This is a genomic window from Halomonas sp. EF61 (genome assembly GCF_040147045.1).
Classification (GTDB): Bacteria; Pseudomonadota; Gammaproteobacteria; order Pseudomonadales; family Halomonadaceae; genus Halomonas; species Halomonas litopenaei.
Map to the genome: position 1 here is coordinate 198,294 of NZ_JAMSHM010000003.1, position 22,438 is coordinate 220,731.

21 protein-coding genes are annotated in these 22,438 nt (G+C 64.0%); 16 read left to right on the forward strand and 5 right to left on the reverse strand.

Features of this window, described 5'->3' with window-relative positions; translation table 11 throughout:
- Nucleotides 1-7: 7 nt before the first annotated feature.
- From NFI08_RS15710 to NFI08_RS15720, 3 genes are read left to right on the forward strand one after another with little or no spacing between them, the layout of a single operon-like run.
- Nucleotides 8-997: a Bug family tripartite tricarboxylate transporter substrate binding protein gene (locus NFI08_RS15710; protein WP_045994007.1), complete on the forward strand. Its 990-nt coding sequence runs from the start codon at nucleotides 8-10 to the stop codon at nucleotides 995-997.
- Nucleotides 994-1,449: a tripartite tricarboxylate transporter TctB family protein gene (locus NFI08_RS15715; protein WP_045994006.1), complete on the forward strand. Its 456-nt coding sequence runs from the start codon at nucleotides 994-996 to the stop codon at nucleotides 1,447-1,449. The genes NFI08_RS15710 and NFI08_RS15715 overlap by 4 nt, the downstream gene beginning before the upstream one ends.
- Entirely contained in the window at nucleotides 1,449-2,972 is a 1,524-nt protein-coding gene (locus tag NFI08_RS15720; protein ID WP_045994005.1) for a tripartite tricarboxylate transporter permease, read from the forward strand. The genes NFI08_RS15715 and NFI08_RS15720 overlap by 1 nt, the downstream gene beginning before the upstream one ends.
- 154 nt (nucleotides 2,973-3,126) lie before the next feature.
- Here the strand turns inward: NFI08_RS15720 and betC are convergent, their stop codons facing one another.
- The 4 genes from betC to NFI08_RS15740 form a co-directional block, all read right to left on the reverse strand.
- Nucleotides 3,127-4,701, reverse strand: coding sequence for a choline-sulfatase (betC, locus tag NFI08_RS15725; protein WP_045994004.1), 1,575 nt, complete (start codon nucleotides 4,699-4,701; stop codon nucleotides 3,127-3,129).
- A 72-nt stretch (nucleotides 4,702-4,773) separates the two neighbouring features.
- Nucleotides 4,774-5,751: a TAXI family TRAP transporter solute-binding subunit gene (locus NFI08_RS15730; RefSeq protein WP_349590547.1), complete on the reverse strand. Its 978-nt coding sequence runs from the start codon at nucleotides 5,749-5,751 to the stop codon at nucleotides 4,774-4,776.
- On the reverse strand, nucleotides 5,735-7,690 hold the full coding sequence (locus NFI08_RS15735; RefSeq protein WP_083970539.1) for a TRAP transporter permease: 1,956 nt from the start codon (nucleotides 7,688-7,690) through the stop codon (nucleotides 5,735-5,737). The genes NFI08_RS15730 and NFI08_RS15735 overlap by 17 nt, the downstream gene beginning before the upstream one ends.
- Nucleotides 7,691-7,719: 29 nt before the next feature.
- A complete protein-coding gene (locus NFI08_RS15740) occupies nucleotides 7,720-8,928 on the reverse strand; it encodes an ROK family transcriptional regulator (RefSeq protein ID WP_045994002.1) in 1,209 nt (402 codons plus the stop codon).
- A gap of 209 nt (nucleotides 8,929-9,137) precedes the next feature.
- Between NFI08_RS15740 and NFI08_RS15745 the strand changes: the two genes are divergently transcribed.
- Nucleotides 9,138-10,103, forward strand: a complete 966-nt coding sequence (locus NFI08_RS15745) for a formylglycine-generating enzyme family protein (protein ID WP_124804873.1) — start codon at nucleotides 9,138-9,140, stop codon at nucleotides 10,101-10,103.
- A 232-nt stretch (nucleotides 10,104-10,335) separates the two neighbouring features.
- Here the strand turns inward: NFI08_RS15745 and pdxR are convergent, their stop codons facing one another.
- Nucleotides 10,336-11,799 carry a MocR-like pyridoxine biosynthesis transcription factor PdxR gene (gene pdxR / locus NFI08_RS15750; protein WP_045992512.1) on the reverse strand — a complete coding sequence of 488 codons (1,464 nt, stop codon included), beginning with the start codon at nucleotides 11,797-11,799 and terminating at the stop codon, nucleotides 10,336-10,338.
- 183 nt (nucleotides 11,800-11,982) lie between these two features.
- On the opposite strand from pdxR, the gene NFI08_RS15755 reads away from it, so the two are divergent.
- From NFI08_RS15755 to urtE, 12 genes are all read left to right on the forward strand, one after another.
- Nucleotides 11,983-12,444 (forward strand): GNAT family N-acetyltransferase, encoded by a 462-nt coding sequence (locus NFI08_RS15755; protein ID WP_045992505.1) that lies wholly within the window; start codon nucleotides 11,983-11,985, stop codon nucleotides 12,442-12,444.
- A 61-nt stretch (nucleotides 12,445-12,505) separates the two neighbouring features.
- The gene (locus NFI08_RS15760; protein WP_045992504.1) at nucleotides 12,506-13,174 is read left to right on the forward strand and encodes an FMN-binding negative transcriptional regulator; all 669 of its coding nucleotides are present in this window, start codon (nucleotides 12,506-12,508) and stop codon (nucleotides 13,172-13,174) included.
- A gap of 214 nt (nucleotides 13,175-13,388) precedes the next feature.
- A complete protein-coding gene (locus NFI08_RS15765; RefSeq protein ID WP_286985832.1) occupies nucleotides 13,389-13,649 on the forward strand; it encodes a hypothetical protein in 261 nt (86 codons plus the stop codon).
- Entirely contained in the window at nucleotides 13,571-13,957 is a 387-nt protein-coding gene (locus NFI08_RS15770; protein WP_286985837.1) for a GNAT family N-acetyltransferase, read from the forward strand. The genes NFI08_RS15765 and NFI08_RS15770 overlap by 79 nt, the downstream gene beginning before the upstream one ends.
- Before the next feature lie 110 nt (nucleotides 13,958-14,067).
- On the forward strand, nucleotides 14,068-15,153 hold the full coding sequence (locus NFI08_RS15775) for an isocitrate/isopropylmalate dehydrogenase family protein (protein WP_197037131.1): 1,086 nt from the start codon (nucleotides 14,068-14,070) through the stop codon (nucleotides 15,151-15,153).
- Nucleotides 15,154-15,378: 225 nt separating this feature from the next.
- Nucleotides 15,379-15,648 (forward strand): type II toxin-antitoxin system ParD family antitoxin, encoded by a 270-nt coding sequence (locus NFI08_RS15780; RefSeq protein WP_083970374.1) that lies wholly within the window; start codon nucleotides 15,379-15,381, stop codon nucleotides 15,646-15,648.
- Between the two features lie 5 nt (nucleotides 15,649-15,653).
- Nucleotides 15,654-15,971 (forward strand): type II toxin-antitoxin system RelE/ParE family toxin, encoded by a 318-nt coding sequence (locus NFI08_RS22905; RefSeq protein WP_083970373.1) that lies wholly within the window; start codon nucleotides 15,654-15,656, stop codon nucleotides 15,969-15,971.
- A gap of 489 nt (nucleotides 15,972-16,460) precedes the next feature.
- Nucleotides 16,461-17,816, forward strand: coding sequence for an urea ABC transporter substrate-binding protein (gene urtA / locus NFI08_RS15785; RefSeq protein WP_083970372.1), 1,356 nt, complete (start codon nucleotides 16,461-16,463; stop codon nucleotides 17,814-17,816).
- A 101-nt stretch (nucleotides 17,817-17,917) separates the two neighbouring features.
- A complete protein-coding gene (urtB, locus tag NFI08_RS15790) occupies nucleotides 17,918-19,552 on the forward strand; it encodes an urea ABC transporter permease subunit UrtB (RefSeq protein ID WP_286985828.1) in 1,635 nt (544 codons plus the stop codon).
- Nucleotides 19,553-19,555: 3 nt separating this feature from the next.
- Nucleotides 19,556-20,731 (forward strand): urea ABC transporter permease subunit UrtC, encoded by a 1,176-nt coding sequence (gene urtC / locus NFI08_RS15795; RefSeq protein ID WP_286985827.1) that lies wholly within the window; start codon nucleotides 19,556-19,558, stop codon nucleotides 20,729-20,731.
- On the forward strand, nucleotides 20,728-21,561 hold the full coding sequence (gene urtD, locus NFI08_RS15800; RefSeq protein ID WP_045992499.1) for an urea ABC transporter ATP-binding protein UrtD: 834 nt from the start codon (nucleotides 20,728-20,730) through the stop codon (nucleotides 21,559-21,561). Before urtC ends, urtD begins: the two co-directional genes overlap by 4 nt.
- Before the next feature lie 139 nt (nucleotides 21,562-21,700).
- Nucleotides 21,701-22,399 (forward strand): urea ABC transporter ATP-binding subunit UrtE, encoded by a 699-nt coding sequence (urtE, locus tag NFI08_RS15805; RefSeq protein WP_349590558.1) that lies wholly within the window; start codon nucleotides 21,701-21,703, stop codon nucleotides 22,397-22,399.
- Nucleotides 22,400-22,438 lie beyond the last annotated feature (39 nt).

Consider the following 22,438-nt stretch of genomic DNA (forward strand, 5'->3'; position numbering starts at 1 on the left):
CTTCGTCATGTCCATGAACACGCCAGTCAAACTGATCGCCATCGCTGCCATCACCGGTGCAGCCAGCACTGCCGTTGCCTTTGAGCCCGAAGGCAAGGTCGAGTGTCTGGCACCTGCCGACCCGGGCGGCGGCTGGGACTTCACCTGCCGCAGCGTCGGTACCGTGCTCGAAGAGCTGGACCTGGTGCCGCGCGGTGTTCAGACCGTCAACATGGCCGGTGCCGGTGGTGGCGTGGCTTACGCTCACACCGTCAGCAAGCGCGCCGGTGATGACCAGCTGCTGGTCGCGGCTTCCACCGCCACCACCACACGCCTGGCCCAGGGGCAGTTCCCGGGAATGACCGCCGACATGGTCAACTGGGTCGGCGCCCTGGGGGCGGACTATGGGGTCATCGCGGTCAGCGCCGACAGCGAGTACCAGGACCTCAACGCCATCATGGACGCCATCAAGGAAGACCCGCGTGCGGTGAAGTTCGCCGGTGGCAGCGCCAAGGGCGGCTGGGATCACCTCAAGGTGCTGATCGCGGCTCAGGCTGCCGGCGTCGAGAACCTGCCGAGGATCCCCTACCTGTCCTACAACAACGGCGGCGAGGCCATGACCCAGGTGGTCGGCGGCCACGTGGACGCCTTCACCGGTGACATCACCGAGGCCCAGGGTTTCATGGAGTCCGGTGACCTGCGCGTGGTGGCGGTGCTGTCCGAGGAGCGTCTGCCGGGCGAGTTCAGCGAGATCCCCACCGCCAAGGAGCAGGGCATCGACGCCGTGGGTCCGAACTGGCGCGGCTTCTACATGCCGGCGGATATTCCTGAAGACGCCAAGCAGTACTGGGTCGACGCCATGGACACCATCTACGAGAGCCAGGAGTGGAAGGACGTCATGGAAAGCAACGGCCTGATGCCGTTCCACATGAGCGCCGGTGAGTTCGAGACCTTCGTCAAGGAGCAGATCGCCGACATCAACCAGCTCTCCAAAGATATCGGACTGATCCAGCAATGAGCATGTTCAACGACCGCGTATTCGGGGTCTTGATGATCGTCCTGGCCGTCGCGTACGGCTGGGGCGCCACCCAGTTTCCCGAACCCTTTGGCGGGGCCGAGGCGGTAGGCCCCGAAACCTTCCCCTACCTGCTGGCCGTCGTGCTGGGGCTGTCCAGCCTGTACATGGTGGTGCGCCCGGATCCTGACAATGCCTGGCCCTGGAGCCGCACCGGCGTCGAGCTGATCATCGCCTTGGTGGTGCTGGTGCTCTACGCGGCCCTGCTGCAGCCGCTCGGCTTCATCCTGGCGACCCTGCTGGCGGTGGGCACCCTGTGCTGGCGCATGGGCGCGCCGCCGGTCAAGGCCTTCATCGTCGGCGGTATTTCCGGCGTGGTGGTATTTCTGATCTTCAACTTTGCGCTGGACCTGCCCCTGCCCCTGGGTGTGCTGTCCTTCCTGGAGGTGGGCTGATGGAAACCCTTGGCTACCTGATCGATGGCTTCGGGGTGGCGCTCGCCCCGCATAACCTGATGTTTGCGCTGCTGGGCGCCTTTCTCGGCACCCTGATCGGCGCGCTGCCCGGACTCGGCCCGGCCAACGGTGTGGCGATCCTGATCCCGCTGGCCTTTACCCTTGGGCTCAAGCCCGAGACCGCCCTGATCATGCTCACTGCGGTCTACGCTGGCGCCATGTACGGCGGGCGTATCTCGTCGATTCTGTTGAATATTCCCGGTGACGAGCCGGCCATGATGACCTGCCTCGACGGCTATCCGATGGCCCAGAAGGGCAAGGCCGCCGAGGCCCTGGCGATCTCCGCCATAGCTTCCTTCATGGGCAGCCTGATCGCCACCGTGGGCCTGATCCTGCTGGCGCCGATCCTGGCCGATTTCGCCCTGACCTTTGGTCCTGCGGAATACTTCGCGCTGTTCCTGCTGGCCTTCGCGACCCTTGGCGGTATCACCGGCAAGAACCCGATGAAGACCGTGGTGGCCGCCTGCATCGGTCTGATGATCGCGACCATCGGTATCGACAATACCGGGGTGCAGCGCTACACCTTCCAGGTGCTCGAACTTTACGAGGGTGTCGACTTCATCATCGCCATCGTCGGCCTGTTCGCCATCTCGGAGCTTCTGTTCTTTATCGAGGACCGTGCCGGCAAGGGCAAGAAGACCATCAAGGTCAACAAGCTCAAGCTTTCCTGGGCCGACATCAAGGGCATCATGCCCTCGAGCATCCGTGGCGGCATCCTCGGCTTTATCGCCGGCGTACTGCCGGGGGCCGGTGCTTCGCTGGGCAGCTTTATCGGCTATACCCTCGAGAAGAAGGTGATCGGCAAGAAGGGCTACTTCGGTGAAGGTGACCCGCGCGGCGTGGCTGGCCCCGAGGCCGGCAACAACGGCGCCTCCAGCGGTGCCCTGGTGCCCATGCTGACCCTGGGCGTCCCGGGCAGCGGCACCACCGCGGTGCTGCTGGCGCTGCTGATCTCGCTGAATATCACCCCTGGTCCGCTGATGTTCACCCAGAACGCGGACATCGTGTGGGGGGTGATCGCGGCGCTGTTGATCGGCAACTTCCTGCTGCTGGTGCTCAACATTCCGCTGGTCGGTATCTTCGTCAAGCTGCTGTCGGTGCCGCCGATGTACCTGTTGCCGATCGTCACCATGGTGGCCTTCGTCGGCATCTACTCGATCTCCAACACCACCTTTGATCTGTACTTCATGGTGGCCTTCGGGGTCGGTGGCTACATCCTCAGGAAGCTCGAGATCCCGCTGGTGCCGGTGATCCTGGGTCTGCTGCTTGGCCCGGAGATGGAGAAGAACCTGCGCCACGCCATGGACATCTCCGACGGCGACTGGACGATCCTGTGGGACAGCGGCCTGGCGATCGGCCTGTGGCTGTTCGCCGGTCTCGGCCTGATCCTGCCGTACATCGTCGGCCCGATCCTGAGAAAGCGCATGGAGGTTCAGACCGGCCACACCACACCGGGTGATTGAGCGACCCCGCTCCCGGTGGTTGACGAAGGCCTTCGGGCTCGACTCGACTAACGACCTTGGGCGCCCCGATGGGGCGCCCTTTTTTTCGTGTTTCTGGTCGTGCCTTGCCGTCTGACTGTATGACGGTCTGACCGTGCGGCGTGCGCCGTTGCTCTTATCCCTGGTTCGTGGACCTGGGGTGGCGGGGTTTCTCCGGAGGCGTCACCGGAACAAAGGGGAATCTGGCACGTTGCTTGGTGGCTGTGGTGCTGGGATCGGTGCCACCGCGCACATAGACCTTGGCGGGATCGTAGGCAGGGCCAAAGTCCCAGTAGGGGAAGCGGCCATGCTTCATCGCCTCCTGAACAAAGATCCGTTTGCGCTGGGATGCGCGGATGCGTCGGTCGAGATCGTCCTCGTCCCAGCGGGTCTGCATCTCGGCAAACATCTCCTCGATCACCTGCTGATAGGCCGGATCTTCTGCCAGATTGTTCAGCTCCTGTGGGTCGGCTGTCAGATCGTAGAGCATCTTGGGGTCGGTGCGGCTATGGACCAGCTTGAGGTGGCCCTTGATCATGATCAGCGCCGGGGCGTAGAGCCCTTCACCATTGAACTCGATGAAGATTCTGTCCTCGGCACTGCCGCGCTTTGGCAGGCGCAGCAGGCTGCGTCCGTCATAGGGCGCGACGAAATCGTCGAAGCCGCCACCGCTGGCGATATCGGTGAAGGTGGGCAGGAGGTCGACGAGCGAGGCGAGCGCCTCTTCGCGGTGACCCGCCTTGAACCCAGGACCCTGTGCGATCAGGGGGACACGGATCGATGCCTCAAAGGGATTGAACTTGTACCACATGCCGCGCTCGCCGAGCATTTCGCCGTGGTCGGAGGTGATGAAGATATAGGTGTTGTCGAGCTCCCCGATCCGCTCCAGGGTTTCCATCAACTCGCCGATCAAGGTGTCGAGATGGGTGACCATGGCGAAGTAGGCGCGGCGCGAGTTGTAGAGCTGCTGCGGGGTGATGTCGAATTCGTCCTGGCGGATGGTGAGGTAGTAGCGCTGCGACCAGGGGTCGCGCTGCTCGTAGGGGATGTGCGCCACCTCCGGCTCGGGAATGTCGACACCCTCGTACATGTCCCAGTATTTCTTGTCCGCGACGAAGGGGTTGTGGGGCTGGGTAAAGGACACATGCAGCAGGAAGGGGCGGTCATCCGTCGATCTGGCGTGATCGAACATTTCCTGCTTGGCGGCGTTGAACACCTCTTCGTCGTAGTCGATCTGCAGGTTGCGCTGGCAGTACCCGGCCTCGACCACACTGAGCAGGCTCATGTGCGACGGCGCGTAGGGTTCGTCGGTCTGATCCCAGTCGGCGGTCCAGGCAAAGTCGGAGGGATAGATGTCGGTGGTCAGTCGCTCTTCGAAGCCATGCAGCTGGTCTGGCCCGACGAAGTGCATCTTGCCCGCGAGGGTGGTCTTGTAGCCGAGCTTTCGCATGTAGTGCGCGTAGGTCGGTTCGGAGGCGAGGAATTCGGCGCCGTTATCGAACACTCCCACATCCGAGGGCAGACGTCCGGTCATCATCGAGGCGCGTGAAGGGCCGCAGACCGGGTTGTTGCAATAGCTGTTGGTGAAGGTCGTGCCCTTTCTGGCGATCTTGTCGATATTCGGGGTGATCGCGTAGGGCTTGCCGTAAGCGGAAAGACACAGCGCGGTCATCTGGTCCGCCTGGATGACCAGGATATTGGGTCGAGACATGATGTAGCTCCTGTTGCCGTCTGCCACCGGGGCACCCGGGTGGTGCCCCGCTGGTTCCTGTGTGGGGGTGGCTCAGTCGTCGCTGGTGCGGGCGACGAACTCCTCGATCCCGGGGATGCCGACTTCGCGGTAGTAGCGAAGGGCCCCCGGATGCAGCGGCGAGCCGAACCCGTTCAGCACCGTGTCTGCCGACATCGCGGCAAAGGCTGGATGCATGCCGGCCAGGTCATCGAGGTTCTCGAACACCGCCTTGGTCATCTGATAGACCTGCTCTTCGGGCACGTCTGACGAGATCACCAGGCCATTGGCCAGGCCATAGGTGCGCGTGTCCTCCGTCACGCCGTCATAGGTGTCGGCGGGGATCGACAGGCGGTAGTAGGGCGGGTAGTCCGCGTGCAGCGCTTCGAAGAAATCGTCTGCTACCGGGATCAGCTTGAGGTCGCGCTGGGCCGCGAGCTGGATGACCGGAGGCAACGGGAAGGAGCCGTTCCACAGGGCGGCGTCGATGTTGCCGTCGCTCAGCATGTCGGTCATGTCGCCAAGGCGCACACGGAAGGGCTCATAGTCCCCGCCGGCGATACGTTCCATCAGCAGGTCGGCATCCAGCATCGAGGTCCCGCCGGGCTGGCCCATGCCGACGCGTTTGCCCTTGAGGTCCTCGAGCGTATTCACGCTGTTGCCCTCGACGGTGAGGATGTGCATGGCGACCGGAGCGATCGACATCCAGGCCATGATCTTGCCGGGCTCCGTGCCCTCGTAGTTGCCGGTGGCGGTGTAGGCTTCATAGGCCGACAGTGAGGTCGCCAGCGAGGCTTCCATCTCTCCGTTCTGCATCAGCCGGATGTTGGCGATGTAGCCCTTGGTTTCCTCGGCGGTGGCCTGCACCCCTTCGACGTTCCTGTTGATGACGTCGGCGACGCCGGCGGCCCAGGTATAGGCGGTGCAGGGTACCGGGCAGGAACCGATGGACAGGTAGTCACTGGCCTTGGCCGCGACTGGAAGCACCAGTAGACAGGATGCGGCAAGCGCACCTTTAAGAGTGTTTTTCATGGGAGGTTTCCTTAGTTGTTGTTGAAGCCGGGGCGGTCCCGGTCGTGCTTTCTGTCTCCGTCGCCGGGAGGGTGCTGCGCATGAGCCAGACGACGAGTGCTGCAAGGAGGACCAGCGCGGCCAGGTCGAAGCGCCAGTCGGAGTTCATGAAAAGGGTGGCGGTCAAGGCAAATGCCAGGCGTTCGAACAGGCGCAGGCGCCGGCTGAAGTGGCCCAGCATAGCGGCGCTGGCGCAGATCCCGCCGGCGATGGCGGTGATGAACGACAGCACCACCTGGGGCACGGTCACATCGATGCCCAGGATTGCCGGGTCGTAGACGAAGAAGTAGGGCACGGCGAAGGCCGCCATGCCGAACTGGCAGGCCAGGACCGCGATCTTGAGAGGGTTGCCCTTGGCGATTGAGGCCGCCGCATAGGCAGCCAGTGCCACCGGTGGCGTGATCGACGACAGCATGGCCGAGTACAGCACGAACAGATGAGCCGCCAGCAGACCGACGCCCAGGTCGACCAGGGCGGGGGCGACCAGGGTGGCGACCAGGATATAGGCGGCGGCGGTCGGCAGGCCCATGCCGAGGATGATGCAGGTGAGCATCGTCAGTACCAGCGCCAGGGGCAGGGAGCCACCCGATAGCATCACCACCAGGCTCGAGAACTTCAGCCCGATGCCGGTCAGGGTGATGATGCCGATGATCACCCCCGCCACGGCGCAGGCCAGCGCCACCGGGATGACGGCCTGGGCCGCCGCCAGGCAGGTGTCGACGAGACGGCGAGGTGTCAGCGCCGTCGCCCGGTCAAGATAGCTGATCAGTGACGAGGCAATGATCGCCCAGAAGGACGAGAGCATGATGGAATAGCCGTTGAGCAGCATGCTCACGAAAACCGGCAGGGGAAGCAGCAGGTAGGAGTGCTTCAGGATCCTGCGCCAGTTGGTCACGGTGCCGGCCACGTGCTGCACCGGGATATTGCGCCGCGCCGCCTCGAAATGGACCATCGCCAGCAGCACCGCGTAGAAGATCACGGCGGGGAGGAAGGCGGCCTTGGCGATGACGAGGTAGGAGGTGTTGGTGAACTCCGCCATGATGAAGGCCGCCGCACCCATCACCGGCGGCATCAACTGGCCCCCGGTCGAGGCCACGGCCTCGATGGCGCCGGCGGCTTCCTTGCGATAGCCGCTCTTCTGCATCAAGGGGATCGAAATCGGTCCGGTTGTCAGGACGTTTGCCACGGCGGTGCCGGAGATCATGCCCATCAGGCTCGAGCCGACCACGGCGGCCTTGGCTGGCCCACCTCGCATCTTGCCGGTCAGTGCGGTGGCGAAGTCCATCATGACCTGACCCGCGCCGGTTTTCTCCAGCAAGGCGCCGAGCACCACGACACCGGTGACGAAGGTGGCGCTGACCCCGAGTGGCGTACTGAAGATGCCGCCACCACCCAGATAGATCTGCGAGATCACCCGTTTGACCGAATACCCCCGGTGGCCAAGCGGCTCCGGCAGATAGGCACCGAGCAAGCCATAGGCGAGAAAGACGGAAGCGAGAATGACGATCGGCCAGCCGATGGTGCGCCGGCAGGCATCGAACAGCGCAACGATGAGGATGACGCCGAACACGATCTCGTAGGAGGTGATCGCCCCATAGCGGCTGTTGATCGCGTCGAAATTGAAAAGCTGGTGGCCGGTGGCGAGGACTGCCCCTGCCAAGGCGGCCAGGATCCACAGGCGTGCCCCAATACCGACAGGCGCGCGCGCTCCCGCGTCAGACTCGGTGCCGATCAGGGCCATGGCGAACACCATCACCATGACCATCAGCAGATGCGCGCTGCGCTGGATGCCATCGGGGAAGACCCCGAAGTAGGCGGTATAGAGTGTCAGTCCGATCAGACCGACCGCCGCCATGGCGATCACGCTGGTCAAACACCTTTGTTGTACGCTGTCAGCCATGGGAAAGACCCTCCCGTTTCGGTGGCGCGCTAGGCAAAGCGCTGGTAGTCAAGCCGGTTGGAGTAGCAGAAGACATGCAGCGCCAGCAGCGCCGCTGCGTCGCCGGACGAGAAGGTGCCTTTGGTCAGTTCGAAGTCCGAATCCGTGCCGTAGTCGAAGTCGTTTCTCAGTGCCGTCTCGACCGCCGAGTAGTAGGTCTCGTTGGTGCCGAGATGGCCGCTCAGGATCACCCTTTGCGGGCCGAGCAATTTCACGATGCAGTCAAGCGCCGGTGCCAGTTGTGCCCCGGCCTGCTGGACCAGGGCATCGGCTTTGCCGTCTTCCAGCGCGGCCAGCAGTGAGGTGGCGTAGTAGGACAGCCTGGAGCGATCGAACCTTTGATGATCGAGCTTGCCCAACTGCGACAGCAGGCCGAAGCCGGTGGCCGACAGGTTGAGGCAATCGTTTCTGCCACAGACGCATTCGAGCGGACGCGTCTGGGCGCGAAAATGACCGATCAGCCCCGATACCTCGGATGCGCCTCGCACCAGGCGATGATCGGAAACCACGCTGGCGCCGACGAAGGTGGCGGCGTGGATGAGTGTGAAGTCCGAAATATCCCGGGCGGCGCCGAACCGCATCTCGGCGATCGCCAGTGAATTCGAGATATTCTCGACCTCGACCGGCAGGTTGGTCAGGGCTCGAATCTCACGGCAGAAGCGCCCGTCGTCTCCCCCCCAGCCAAAATATTCCGATTTGACGATTCGGCCTTCTTCCGGCTGGGTGCGGGCCGACAGAGAGACCCCGACACCGACCATGCGGTCCTGGTCGATCCCGGACGCGATGATCAGATCGTGCAACGCTCTGGCGTAGAACTTTGCGGTCTCTGCCACGTCGGCAAGGGGGGGATCGTCGAGATGGGCGCGGGCGACGGGGGAGCCGTTGGCATCGCAGATCGATACCTCGGAATGGTAGGCCGACACCGTGATGCCGCCGGCGAAGATGCCGTCCTTGACGATGCGCAGGCCGGTCTTGGGGCGGCCGACGGACTTCTTCGGGGTGTCGACGCTGAATTCCTCGACGATTCCTGCCGCCACCAGTTCCCGCACGATGCGGGTGGCAGCCATCTCGGAAAATCCCTGCCGACGTGCCAGCTCTGCCCGAGAGATGCCCGGACTCATCTGGATGTCGGACAGAAACAGGCCTCGGTGGGCCTTGCGCAGGCTGGCGGGTGTGTTGTCAGTGTTTTTGTTGATCATGATCAGGGTTTCTTTTAATAACTATCTGTTAGATATTAATTGGAGGAGCTGGTTTGTCAAACAGAAGTTCGGGGTGCTTTGTGCCTGGCCGGCTGTCTGTTTGGCGGCTTTCAAGGGTTGATGCACCATGAGTCCATGGCGGCAGTCCGCTGACCTGCGCCATGCCAATCTGCTGCGCATTGCGCCAACTGAGATCTGATCGTTTGCCCATGACTTCGATACATGACACTTCCCGCCGCAGCTGCTGTTCTCCTTCTGCCGACGCTGCTTCGCGTTCACCCGCGATCGAGGTCCCGTGGTCGGACACTCCGCGTGCCGATGAGGGGGCGGTCGAGATTCCTGGCGGCAAGGCCTACCTGGGCACCGCTACCCCGATCATTCTCGATGACGGCGAAGGCCCCCTGCGGCGCAAGCGGGTGGCCGCGTTCAGGATCGGCGCGACGGCGGTCACCAACGCGCAGTTTGCGGCGTTCGTCGAGGACACCGGCTTTGTGACCGAGGCCGAGCGCCTCGGCTGGAGCTTCGTGTTTCACCGCCAGGTAGCAGGCAATGTGCGTGACACCCTGGGTGTGGAATCACTGGAGTGGTGGCGCCGGGTGGACGGAGCCAACTGGCGTGATGTCGACGGCGCGGGCAATGATGCCGCGACCTGCCTTGCTGACCATCCGGTGGTGCATGTGTCATGGAATGATGCCAAGGCCTATGCGAACTGGGCAGGAGGGCGGCTGCCGACCGAGGTGGAATGGGAGCATGCCGCGCGCGGTGGGCAGGGTGATGTGCCCTTTCCCTGGGGGGATCGGCAGCCCGATGACGCCTCGTATTTTCCCTGCAATATCTGGCAGGGCCGGTTTCCCCACGAGAATCTCGGTCGCGATGGCTATCTGTTCACCGCTCCGGCGAAGGCCTTCGCCCCCAATGGCTACGGGCTCTTCAACATGGTGGGCAATGTCTGGGAGTGGACGGCCGAGCCTTTTGTCGTTCGCTCGCTGAGACGATCGGCCCAGGCGTTCGGCAAGTCGCGAAGGGGCTGTCGCTTGCTCAAGGGGGGCTCGCATCTGTGCCACGTCAGCTACTGTTTCCGCTATCGCATCGCCGCCCGCAGCAGCAATACGCCGGACTCCACCACCACCCACCAGGGATTCAGGGTGGTCTGGGATATCCAGAGATCGGCCTAGGGCTTGTCTGAAAAGTGCCTGCGCTCGGTAATACGGCGTTAAAAATCGGATCAAAATGCTCATTTACACCCCGTAAACTGCGCTTTTTCACCGATTTTTGCCTTGTCTAACCTTCGCTCGTCGACTTTTCGGACAGCGCCTAGTGGCGTCCAGGATGGCGTCGCGGCGAGGGTTCTCGCCGCTATCATCGTCGTTGCCCACTGTCTCGCGAGCTTGGTGCAGTGGCGTCGCGTCACGTCGGCGCGCCATCGCATCGTGCGTTGTCATCGATCCAGGCCCTGGCCAGCCAGCCGCCGGCCTCGGCGATCCGCTCCGGTGTCGAGCCGGCGTAGCCCAGCACCAGCCCAGGCATGGCGTCAGGTGCCAGGTAGTGACCGGATAGCGGTGACAGGGTGACGCCCTCGCGCCGTCCGCGCTCGATCAGGCGTTGCTCCTGTGCCCGCGAGGCGAGCCTTGCCACCAGGTGCATGCCGGCCTGGCCGGCCGACAGTTCCAGTCCTTGCTCCACGGCAGGCGCCAAGGCCTCCCTGAGACAGGCTTGACGCTGTCGATAGCAGTGGCGCATGCGCGCGATGTGGCGAGAGAAGTGTCCCTCGACGATAAAGTCTGCCAGCGCTGACTGGGATACGTACTGGCCTTCCCGATGCAGTCGCGCGTTGGCGCGGCGAAAGTCGTCCACCAGGGACTCGGGAAGTACCAGGTAGCCGAGCCTGAGGCCCGGGTAGAGCACCTTGCTGAAGGTGCCGACGTAGAGCACCGGACCGCCCCCGGCCAGCCCCTGGAGGGAGGCCACCGGCGCGGTGGTATAGCGAAATTCGCTGTCGTAGTCGTCCTCGATGATCAGCGCGCCGTGGTGGCGGGCGAAGTCGAGCAAGGCGAGGCGCCGTGCCACCGGCATCGTCACGCCGCAGGGGTACTGATGCGAGGGGGTGACATAGATCAGTCGCGGTGGCGGGCTATCCGGGGCGAGAGCCTCAGGCTGCATGCCCTGGGCGTCCACTGGTACCGGGACGGGCGTTAGCCCGGCCATGTTGAAGCAGGCCTTGGCCCCGGCGTAGCCGGGATCCTCGACCCAGACGCTGTCACCGGGGTCGGCCAGCAGGCGGGCGATCAGCTCGAAGCCCTGTTGGGCGCCCTGGGTGATCAGGATCTGCTGTGGTTGGCAATTGACCGAGCGCGATAGACGCAGGTAGTCACACAGTGCCGTCTTGAGGGCGTGATGCCCGCCGTTGGTGGCGTAGCCGAAGGCGTCGAGACTGGCCTGGTGACGATGGCGCCGTAGCAGGCGCTGCCATGCCTCGCGCGGGAACAGATCGAGGGCGGGGACGCCCGGGGCGAAGGCATCCCGGGAGCTCTCCATCTCGCCGCAGCTCTCCAGCAGGCGCTGACCTCGCCGAGAATGCCAGCGGCTCGCCTGGATGGGGGCGCCGGGCAACGGGCTGGGTTCGGGCAGCGCCAAAGACGCCACGAATAGCCCGGCCCCCGGGCGCGCCTCGACGAAGCCTTCCGCCACCAGGCGGTCCATGGCGGCAAGCACCGTGTTGCGGCCGATGCCGAGGTCCGCGGCCAGCCGTCGAGACGAGGGCAGGGCGCTGGCGGCGGGCAAGCTACCTTGCTGTATCCACTCGCGCAGGGCCGCGTACAGGCGCTGGGGCAGCGAACCCGACGGGGCGGCGGCGGGTGGCGCCAGGCGCATGGCCAGCGCTTCGGTGATCCATTCGGCGTGACGGTGAAGGCTGGGCACTGGTTCCCCTTTTCTGGACAGTATTGGTTCTTATGGTGGGACCACTATTGCGCAAGACTGGGTGCCTGTCATCCCGACGAGCCGGTGCGCCTCTGGCCAGCCGGCGCACACGACCGCCAATGTGAAAGGTGACTCATGAACCATGTTCGTCCTGCCTGTATCGCCGATCTACAACCCCTGAGTGAGCTGCTCGATGGCTACAGGGTGTTCTATTCACAGGAAAGCGACATCCAGGCTGCCCGCGACTTTCTCCAGACGCGCCTCGCGCTCGCCGACTCGCGCCTGCTGGTCAGCGACAACGAGGGTGTGCTCGAAGGCTTCGTTCAGCTCTATCCGACGCTATCCACGGTACGGGTGGGACCGCGCTGGACCCTGGCCGACCTATTCGTGGCGCCCGAGGCGCGTGGCAAGGGGATCGGCCGTGAGCTGATGGAGGCCGCCGCGAACCTGGCGAGGGAGCAGGGCGTGGGCCAGTTGACGCTCAATACCCAGACCCACAACCACACCGCCCAGGCGCTGTATGAGTCACTTAACTGGCAACGCAACGACGCCTTCTACGCCTATACCCTGAACCTGGATGACCCTGCGGGCACATAAACTTCTACTTCTCGCAGTCAACATTGATGGATGCCAACCACTCTGAAGGAGCGCGTGACCCTTGTATCAGCCAAGACACTTCGCCATGACCGACGAAGACGCCAGGATGGCGGTGGTCCGAGCCTATCCCTTTGCGACCCTGGTCACCGACGGTGACCAGGGGGTGTGTATCGACCACCTGCCGCTGATGGTCGAGCAGACGTCACAGGGCGCGCTGGTGCTGCGTGGACATATCGCCCGCGCCAACGCCCTCTGGCGGCTGGGTGAGGGTGAGCGAGCAGACGCGGCAGCGATCGAGGCGGTGGCGATCTTTCATGGCCCCGACGCCTATATTTCGCCTGGCTGGTATCCCGACAAGCGCCGCCATGGTCGCGTGGTGCCGACCTGGAACTACCAGGTGGTGCATGCCCATGGTCGGCTCGTCTTCCCGCGTGAAAGCGATTGGCTCACCTCGCACCTGACGTCGCTGGTCGATCGCTTCGAGGCGGGCCGGGAAGCGCCCTGGGCGGTGGACGACGCCCCCGAAGACTACCTGGAGGGGATGCGTCGTGGCATTGTGGGGGTAGAGCTCGAGGTGACGCGCCTGGTGGGCAAACACAAGGCCAGCCAGCACAAGCCGTTGGAAGAACGCGAGGGTATCCGCGAAGGCCTTCGAGAGGATGGGCGTTCGGCTCGTGACGCTGCCGTGCTGTGTGGAGATGATCCAGCGCCAAGGTACGAAGGCGATTGACCCCTTGGACTGGCATTCGAGATCGGGCGACTGGTGGGCAAGCACTTGGCTGACTAGTACAAGCCCGGCAGCACAAGCCCAAGAAGAACGAGAGGGTATCCGCGAAGGCCTTCGAGGGGATGGGTTTGCTGACCACGCCGCCGCCGTGCTCAGTGGCGACCCATGACGACGATCCTGCGTGCGGGTATGAACAACGATGGAGCAAGGACGCGAGATGAATGACTGCCTGAGACAGGCAACGCTGGAGGACGCCGAAACGCTGGCCGCCCTGGGGCGCCGCACCTTTTACCAGACCTTTGTCGACTTTTACTCCAAGGCGACCATGGAGCGCTATCTGAATGATGCCTTTGACCTTGGGCGGGTTCAGCGCGAGCTGGCCTGCCCGCAGTCGCGATTCTGGCTGCTGGAAGAGGCCGCCACCGCGAGACGGGTGAAGCGGGAAAGGAGCGCGAGGGCGTTGCCAAGGGGCCCGTAGCGGTCGGCTATCTCAAGCTCAACTGGGGTGAGGCCCAGACCGATCTGAGCGAGCACAATGGTCTCGAGATCGAGCGCATCTATCTGCTGGCCGAGGCCCAGGGCCGAGGGCTTGGCAAGATGCTGTACGACAAGGCCATCACCGAGGCGCGAGAACAGGCCAGGGCCTTCGTCTGGCTGGGCGTGTGGGAAAACAATCATCCCGCCATCGCCTTCTATCGCTCCCGGGGCTTTGTCGAGGTAGGCACCCACAGTTTTCAGATGGGCGATGTGGTGGACAGGGATCTGATCATGCGGCGTGATCTCTGACGTAGCCATCGCCATCGCCATCGACCATAAGGTCCCATGGATAGAACATCGCTGCACCACGATACTGCGAGGCCACCATCAATGGACAACAACAAGACGAGGGAATCTCTGTGAGTTATCGAATTGCCACTATCGCTGGTGACGGTATTGGCCCGGAGGTGGCGGGCGCCACGGTGCAGGTACTGCAAGCGCTGCTGGGTAGCGACGTGCTGCGTTTCGACTGGCTCGACGGTGGAGCGGGGCACTATGACAAGACCGGCGAGGTGCTGCCCCAGTCGACGCTGGACGCCTGTCGGGCCAGTCACGCCATCCTGCATGGAGCCGCCGGGCTGCCGGGGGTGACCTACGACGACGGTACCGAGGTGGGCAACGACCTGCACCTCAAGCTGCGCTTCGGACTGGACCTTTACGCTAACGTGCGTCCGATCCGCCTGCTGCCCGGGGTCGAGTCGCCGCTGAGACACCATCAGCCCGGTACCATCGACTATGTCATCGTGCGCGAGAACACCGAAGGCCTCTACGCCAGCCGCGGCGCCGGGGTGGTGCTGCGAGACGAGATGGCCAGCGACAGCCTGGTGATCACCCGCAAGGGCACCGAGCGAGTCGCGCGCTTCGCCCTGGAGCTGTCACGGCGACGTCAGGGCGCACCGAAGGACGGCAAGCGGCGGCTCACCGTCTGCGACAAGGCCAACATCCTCAGAAGCTACGCCTTCTTCCGTCGGGTATGCGACGAGGTAGGCGCCGAGTTCAACGACGTCGAACTCGACTATGCCTACGTTGACGCCATGACGGTGCACTTGGTCAAGCGCCCGGACTTCTATGACGTGATCGTCGCCGAGAATCTGTTCGGTGACATCATCTCGGACCTGGGGGCGGCCACCGTCGGCGGGATGGGGGTGTCGCCGTCTGCCGAACTGGGCGATCGCCACGGTCTGTTCCAGGGGGCCCACGGCAGCGCCCCGGATATCGCCGGGCAGGACGCCGCCAACCCCATCGCCACCCTGTTGTCCGGGGCCATGATGCTCGAATGGCTGGCGGTGGAGCACGCCGACGATCGTTTGTCTGACGCCGCCGGTCGGTTGCGTCAAGCGGTGGACGGCGTACTGTCCGATGGCCGGTATCGGCCCCGGGAATTCGGCGGCGATACCGGCTGCAGCGCCTTTACCGAACAGGTGCTCCGCCAGCTCGAGGGCTAAGCCTTGTCGATGAAACGGTCTGGTGCTTGGCCCTGTGTCGGGTCCCAAGGGGGCTCATGGCGGGATACCCAGTCCGGTTCAGGTTCGATGTCTTCAAGGCAGTGCGCGCCAAGTGCTGCGAGAGACTAAGTCGCGCAGACGGTCCTGGTCGGGTTCCAGGGGTGGCTAATCTGGCCACCCCTGGCCAATCTTGCACCAGATGTATTCTGGTCAATAGGAGGGCGTATGCCGGCCAATCATGCTCGAAACGTGGCGCTCACGCCTGAACTAGATGGTTTTATCGACGAACTGGTGGCCTCTGGGGATTACGCCAATGCCAGCGAAGTGCTACGAGCGGGGTTGCGTGCACTCAAGGAACTTCGTGAGATTGCGCTCATCGGCTCTCGAATAGGTGTCGCGCTTGAGCAGCTTGATCGTGGAGAAGGTGTAACCGGTGATCCACGAAAAGTTCTGGGTAGTGTTCTCGAGGCTGCTCGAACTGGCGATGCTTCTTGACGTGATTGATTTATGCGCCGGCGGCACTTGCAAGCCTGAAAGATATTCTTCGTTGGACCCTATCGGAATTCGGCGAGGCGAGAGCCGAGCGGTATACGGCACAACTTGTTCACCGCCTTGAATCCCTGGCGGCGGGACATCCGCCCCATCCCAGGCCATGCTCGACACTATCGAGCACCGCTGGCCATGAATCTAACCTTTGCTATTTCCGTGAAGGTCGACACTATCTGATCTTGCGCGAGACGGACGAGACACTCGAACTTGTCGAAGTATTCCACGAACGGATGAATGTGGACGCATGGCTACGTGCCTTGTCTCGGTGATGTTTTCATATCTACCCCCATTTGCCTCCCGAACAGACACCCCAGGTGTGTCGATGAATGGTGGCTGCGCTCGGAACACTTGTACTCGCCGCTGCCGTCATGCTGAGCCCTGCAAGTGAGGCGTCTCGATATAGGGCGCCTCTTTCTGGTGCCGGCCGTGGCGGGCTGCACCGGTGCTTGGCGCTGTGGTGGTGCAGAAGTAGGAGGCGGGGGAGCGAAGTGCACCATGCATGGTGCAATGGTGCGCCCCGGTGGCGCGAGATGCTCTCTTGTGGCGCAAGGCGGGGTGGGTAAGCCCCTGTCTTGGCCGACGTAATGTCGGAATTTATAAATGTTTTATATGGCTGGCATGGGACTTGCTTGAAGTGGTGATGGAGGTCGACGTCGCAAGACGTCAGGCCTGAGCGATACAGCGGTTTTACCTGAACCGCTTGGCTCTCTCTCGACGATGGTCCATCACAACGACAAGGCAACCCCTGGAGGTTTCCCATGCCCACCGCTTCGATCTCTTCTACGCAGGTTTGTGCCCACCGTTCCAAAGCGCTTTCTAAAAAGGCGCTGGCCAGCCTGGCCGTGTCCACGCTGTCGCTGGCCATCGCCGCACCGGCGCTGGCCCAGGAGGATCCGATCAAGGTCGGTATCCTGCACTCCCTGTCCGGCACCATGGCGATCAGCGAATCGACCCTGAAAGACACCATGCTGATGCTGATCGAGCAGCAGAACGAAGCGGGTGGCCTGCTCGGCCGCGAGCTCGAGCCGGTGGTGGTGGACCCGGCCTCCAACTGGCCGCTGTTTGCCGAGAAGGCCCGCGAGCTGCTGGCGCAGGAAGAGGTCGACGTGATCTTCGGCAACTGGACCTCGGTGTCGCGCAAGTCGGTGCTGCCGGTGGTCGAGGAGCTCAATGGTCTGCTGTTCTATCCGGTGCAGTACGAAGGCGAGGAATCCTCCGAAAACGTCTTCTACACCGGCGCTGCGCCCAACCAGCAGGCGATTCCTGCGGTGGACTACCTGATGAACGAGGTCGGTGTTGAGCGCTGGGTGCTGGCCGGTACCGACTATGTCTATCCGCGCACGACCAACAAGATCCTCGAAGCCTACCTGAAATCACAGGGCGTGGCCGACGAGGACATCATGGTCAACTACACCCCCTTCGGTCACTCCGACTGGCAGAACATCGTCTCCGAGATCAAGCAGTTCGGTGGTGCCGGCAAGAAGACGGCGGTGGTCTCCACCATCAATGGCGACGCCAACGTGCCCTTCTACCGGGAGCTGGCCAACCAGGGCGTCGAGGCCTCGGACATCCCGGTGGTGGCCTTCTCGGTGGGCGAGCAGGAGCTGTCCGGTCTCGACACCGCGCCGCTGGTCGGCCACCTGGCGGCCTGGAACTACTTCATGAGCGTGGATGAAGACGTCAACTACGACTTCATCGACGCTTGGTACGACTACACCGGCGACGACAACGCCGTCACCAACGACCCCATGGAAGCCCACTATATCGGCTTCAACATGTGGGCCGAGGCGGTGCGCAAGGCCGAGACCACCGATGTAGATGCGGTCAAGGAAGCGATCATCGGTGTGTCGGTGCCCAATCTCACCGGTGGCTACGCCACCATGATGCCCAACCACCACATCACCAAGCCGGTGCTGATCGGCGAGATCCAGGACAACGGCCAGTTCTCGGTGGTGTGGCAGACCCCGTCCACCGTGGCCGGCGACGCCTGGTCCGACTATCTGGAAGGCTCCCGCGATCTGATCAGCGACTGGCGTGCTCCGCTTGAGTGCGGCAACTACAACGTGGTGCAGGGTAGCTGCGGTGGTGGCTCAGACGTCGCCTCCAGCGAATAGAACATAACGACAAGGGGCCGGTGTGCACGGCGCACCGGCCCGGATCACGCCAACCCTGCCCGTGGTGCCGTCGGCACCCGGGTGTCTCAAGGGACCTCACCATGAATTTAATTGCAGGTCGTCACTGGCTGAGCGCGCTGGTGCTGCTTTGCCTCGTCGCCCTGGGGCTGGGCCAGGCTTGGGCTCAGGACGCCGGCGCTTCTAAGGCCGCTTCTTCCGACCAGGGGCCGGCGCTGTTGTCGGCGCTGGCCGAGTCCAGCTTCCGCGACAAGGAAGCGGCCATCGACGCCATCGCCGAGAGCGGTGACGAGCGCGCCCGGCGCTGGCTCGAGAGCTTCGCCGAGGGCAAGCTCGCCCGCGTCAAGGACAGCGGCGCTATCGTCGTGGTACTGGAAAATCGCGGTCGCAACTGGCCCGTGGCCGACGCCCTGACGCTGGAGCCGGCCGGCGAAATATCGCGCCGCGAGCTCGACCGCGTCTCCATCAACAACAGTCTCAGGGGCTATCTGGACAGCACCCTGGCGCTGATCGACCTGCGTGTCGACGACCCCGCCCAGCGGCTGGCGGCGGCGCGGGATCTGGTGGGCGAGGTCGAGGCCGAGGCCGTCGAGTCGCTGAGCGAGCTGGCCGCCGCCGAGAGCGACCCCGAGGTGGCCGCGACCCTGGAGCAGGCCATCGCCATCGCACGGGTCGAACAGGGGGACGTCGCGGCGGTCGAGGCGCTGTCCGGTAGCCTCAATGGCCAGGCCAGGGCCGCGCTGATGCAGGCCAGCCGCAGCGACGACGTGGCGCTGGCAGAAGCCGCCCAGGCCGCGCTGGCCGAGAGCGAGCAGGCGCTCAAGCTCAACCGCGCCGCCGAGACGCTCTACTTCGGCCTGTCGCTGGGCTCGGTGCTGGTACTGGCGGCGATCGGCCTGGCCATCACCTTCGGCGTCATGGGGGTGATCAACATGGCCCACGGCGAGCTGATCATGCTGGGGGCCTACACCACCTGGGCGATGCAGCAGCTGTTGCCGGGGCAGCCGGGGCTTGCGCTGCTGCTGGCGATTCCGGCGGGCTTTCTGGTGGCGGCGCTGGTGGGCGTGGCCATCGAGCGAGGCGTCATCCAGTTCCTCAAGGGGCGTCCGCTGGAAACCCTGCTGGCGACCTTCGGCGTCAGCCTGATCCTGCAGCAGCTGGTGCGCACCCTGATCTCACCGCTCAACCGTACCGTGGTGACGCCCGAGTGGATGAGCGGCTCGCTGGTGATCAACGAGGCGCTGTCGCTGACCCTCAATCGCCTCTATGTGCTCGGCTTCGCCATCCTGGTGTTTGCCGCCCTGATGCTGGTGATGCGCCGCACCCGGCTGGGACTGGAGGTACGCGCGGTAACCCAGAACCGTGCCATGGCACGCTCCATGGGCATTCGCGCGACCCGCGTCGACATCCTGACCTTCGCGCTGGGGTCGGGGGTGGCTGGCCTTGCCGGGGTGGCGCTGTCACAGCTCACCAACGTCGGTCCCAACCTCGGCCAGAACTACATCATCGACTCCTTCATGGTGGTGGTGTTCGGCGGGGTCGGCAATCTGTGGGGCACCCTGGTGGCGGGGCTCTCGCTGGGGGTGATCAATCAGGTGCTGGAGCCCTGGGCCGGGGCGGTACTGGCCAAGATCCTGGTGCTGGTGTTCATCATTCTGTTCATTCAAAAGCGCCCGAGGGGACTCTTTCCCCAGAAGGGCCGCGCGGCGGAGGGCTGAGCGATGCCATCATCCCGACTATGGCTGGCTCGCCCGTTCGGCGAGCGGTCGACTCTGATCTTCCTGGCGGTGCTCGGTGCCACCATGGCGCTGGTGGTGGCGGCGAATCTGCTGCTGGCGCCGGAGCACCCGCTGCACGTCTCTACTTATACCGTTACCTTGCTGGGCAAGTACCTGTGCTATGCGCTGCTGGCGGTGGCGGTGGATCTGGTCTGGGGTTACCTGGGGATTCTCAGCCTGGGCCACGGCGCCTTCTTCGCCCTCGGCGGCTACGCCATGGGCATGTACCTGATGCGCCAGATCGGCGACCGCGGTGTCTACGGCGATCCACTGCTGCCGGACTTCATGGTGTTCCTCGACTGGGACAGCCTGCCCTGGTACTGGCTTGGCTTCGACATGGCCGGTTTTGCCTTTGTGATGGTGCTGCTGGCGCCGGGCCTGCTGGCGCTGGTGTTCGGCTTCCTGGCGTTCCGTTCGCGGGTCACCGGGGTCTACCTGTCGATCATCACCCAGGCGCTGACCTTTGCGCTGATGCTGGCGTTCTTCCGCAACGAGATGGGCTTTGGCGGCAACAACGGCCTGACCGACTTCAAGGAACTGCTGGGCTTCGACCTGTCCGCCGACGCCACACGACTGGGGCTGTTTATCGCATCCGGCGTAGCGCTGGCGCTGGGTTTCCTGCTGTGTCGTGCCATCGTGGTCAGCAAGCTTGGGCGGGTCTGCGTGGCGGTGCGCGACGCCGAGTCCCGCACCCGCTTTCTCGGCTACCGGGTGGAGCGCTATCAGCTGTTCGTGTTCGTCGTCTCGGCCATGCTGGCCGGGGTAGCCGGCGCCCTCTATGTGCCCCAGGTGGGCATCATCAACCCCAGCGAGTTCTCGCCGCTGTTCTCCATCGAGGTGGTGGTGTGGGTGGCCCTGGGTGGTCGTGCCACCCTCTATGGCGCGGTGATCGGTGCGCTGGCGGTGAACTACGCCAAGAGCGTGTTTACCGGGGTGATGCCGGAGGCCTGGCTGTTCGCGCTCGGTGCGCTGTTCGTGCTGGTGACAGTGCTGCTGCCTCAGGGCATCGCCGGGCTTTTGTCACGCTCTCGCCAGCAAGGCAGCGACGATGACAGCGACACGCCAACCGACACGCCAACCGACACGCTGGATGCAACCCCCAGGGAGGCCACCTCATGAGCTTTCTTCAGAGCCTGGCCGATCGCGATCGGGTCTTCGACTTCCTGGTCCCGGAACAATCGCCGGTCGACGTACGCCACGGCCCGATCCTCTATCTCGAGGACGTGTCGGTGAGCTTCGACGGCTTCAAGGCCATCAATGATCTCAACCTGACCATCGACGACGGCGAACTGCGCTGCATCATTGGCCCCAACGGGGCCGGCAAGACCACCATGATGGACATCATCACCGGCAAGACGCGCCCGGATCAGGGTAGCGTGTGGTTCGGCAGCCGCCACAACCTGTTGACCAAGAACGAGCCGGAGATCGCCCGGCTCGGCATCGGGCGCAAGTTCCAGAAGCCCACGGTGTTCGAGGCGCTGACGGTGTTCGAGAACCTCGAGCTGGCGATGGCCATGGACAAGAGTCTGTGGCCGACGCTCAAGGCGCGCATGACCGGGGAGGTGCTGGCGCGAATCGAGGAGGTGCTCGAGACGGTGGGCCTGGCGTCGCTCAGTCGCCGCCAGGCGGGCATCCTGTCCCACGGACAGAAGCAGTGGCTCGAGATCGGCATGCTGTTGATGCAGCGCCCTCGGCTGTTGCTGGTCGACGAGCCGGTGGCGGGGATGACCGAGCAGGAGATGGAGCGTACCGCAGAGCTGTTGTTGAGCCTCGCCGGCAAGCACTCGGTGGTGGTGGTGGAGCACGACATGGGCTTTGTGCGTTCGATCGCCCGCACGGTGACGGTGCTGCATCAGGGTTCGGTACTGGCCGAGGGCAGTATGGACAAGGTGGCAAGCGACCCCAGGGTGATCGAGGTCTACCTGGGTGGCGACGAGGAGGCGGCATGATCGGAGTGGAGCGAGTACCTCAGCAGTCTTCGGTAAGGGCGCTGTACTGGGCGGACAGCGCATCCCGCGGCAGGTTGGCCACGCTGTGGGCGAAGGTCTGTGGCCGGTGGGTGCAGGAGATGGGCAAGGAGGTGGATCGATGCTGAGCATTCGCGGGCTCAATCAGTTCTATGGCGAGAGCCATACTCTGTGGGATCTCGATCTCGACGTGCCCAGGGCGGCCTGTACCTGTGTGCTGGGTCGCAATGGCGTCGGCAAGACCACCCTGATGAAGGCGATCATGGGCGAGGTGCCGATTACCGGCGGTGAGCTTCACTACGCCGACGGTGTCGCGCTGGAGAAGCGTCGCCTCGAGGATCGCTCACGCCTGGGCGTGGGCTATGTGCCCCAGGGACGCCAGATCTTTCCGCTGATGACGGTGGAGGAGAATCTGCGCACTGGCCTTGCCGCCCGTGGTGATGGCCTGCGCCAGGTGCCTGAACGCATCTATGAGCTGTTCCCGGTGCTCAAGGAGATGCGTCACCGGCGGGGCGGCGATCTGTCCGGCGGTCAGCAGCAGCAGCTGGCGATCGGGCGCGCCCTGGTGATCGAGCCGAAGCTGTTGATCCTCGACGAGCCGGGGGAGGGCATCCAGCCCAATATCGTCGCCCAGGTCGGCGAAGTCATCCGTCGGTTGATCGCCGATGATGGGCTGACCGTGCTGCTGGTGGAGCAGAAACTGCCCTTTGCCCGTCGCTTCGCCGACCACTTCGCCATCCTCGATCGCGGGCGGAGAGTCGCCGTCGGTGATATCGGTGAGCTCGACGACGCCGTGGTGAAGCGCTACCTGACCGTCTGAGCGGTAGCGCGTCAATCAGGATGAATCGCTGCACATCAA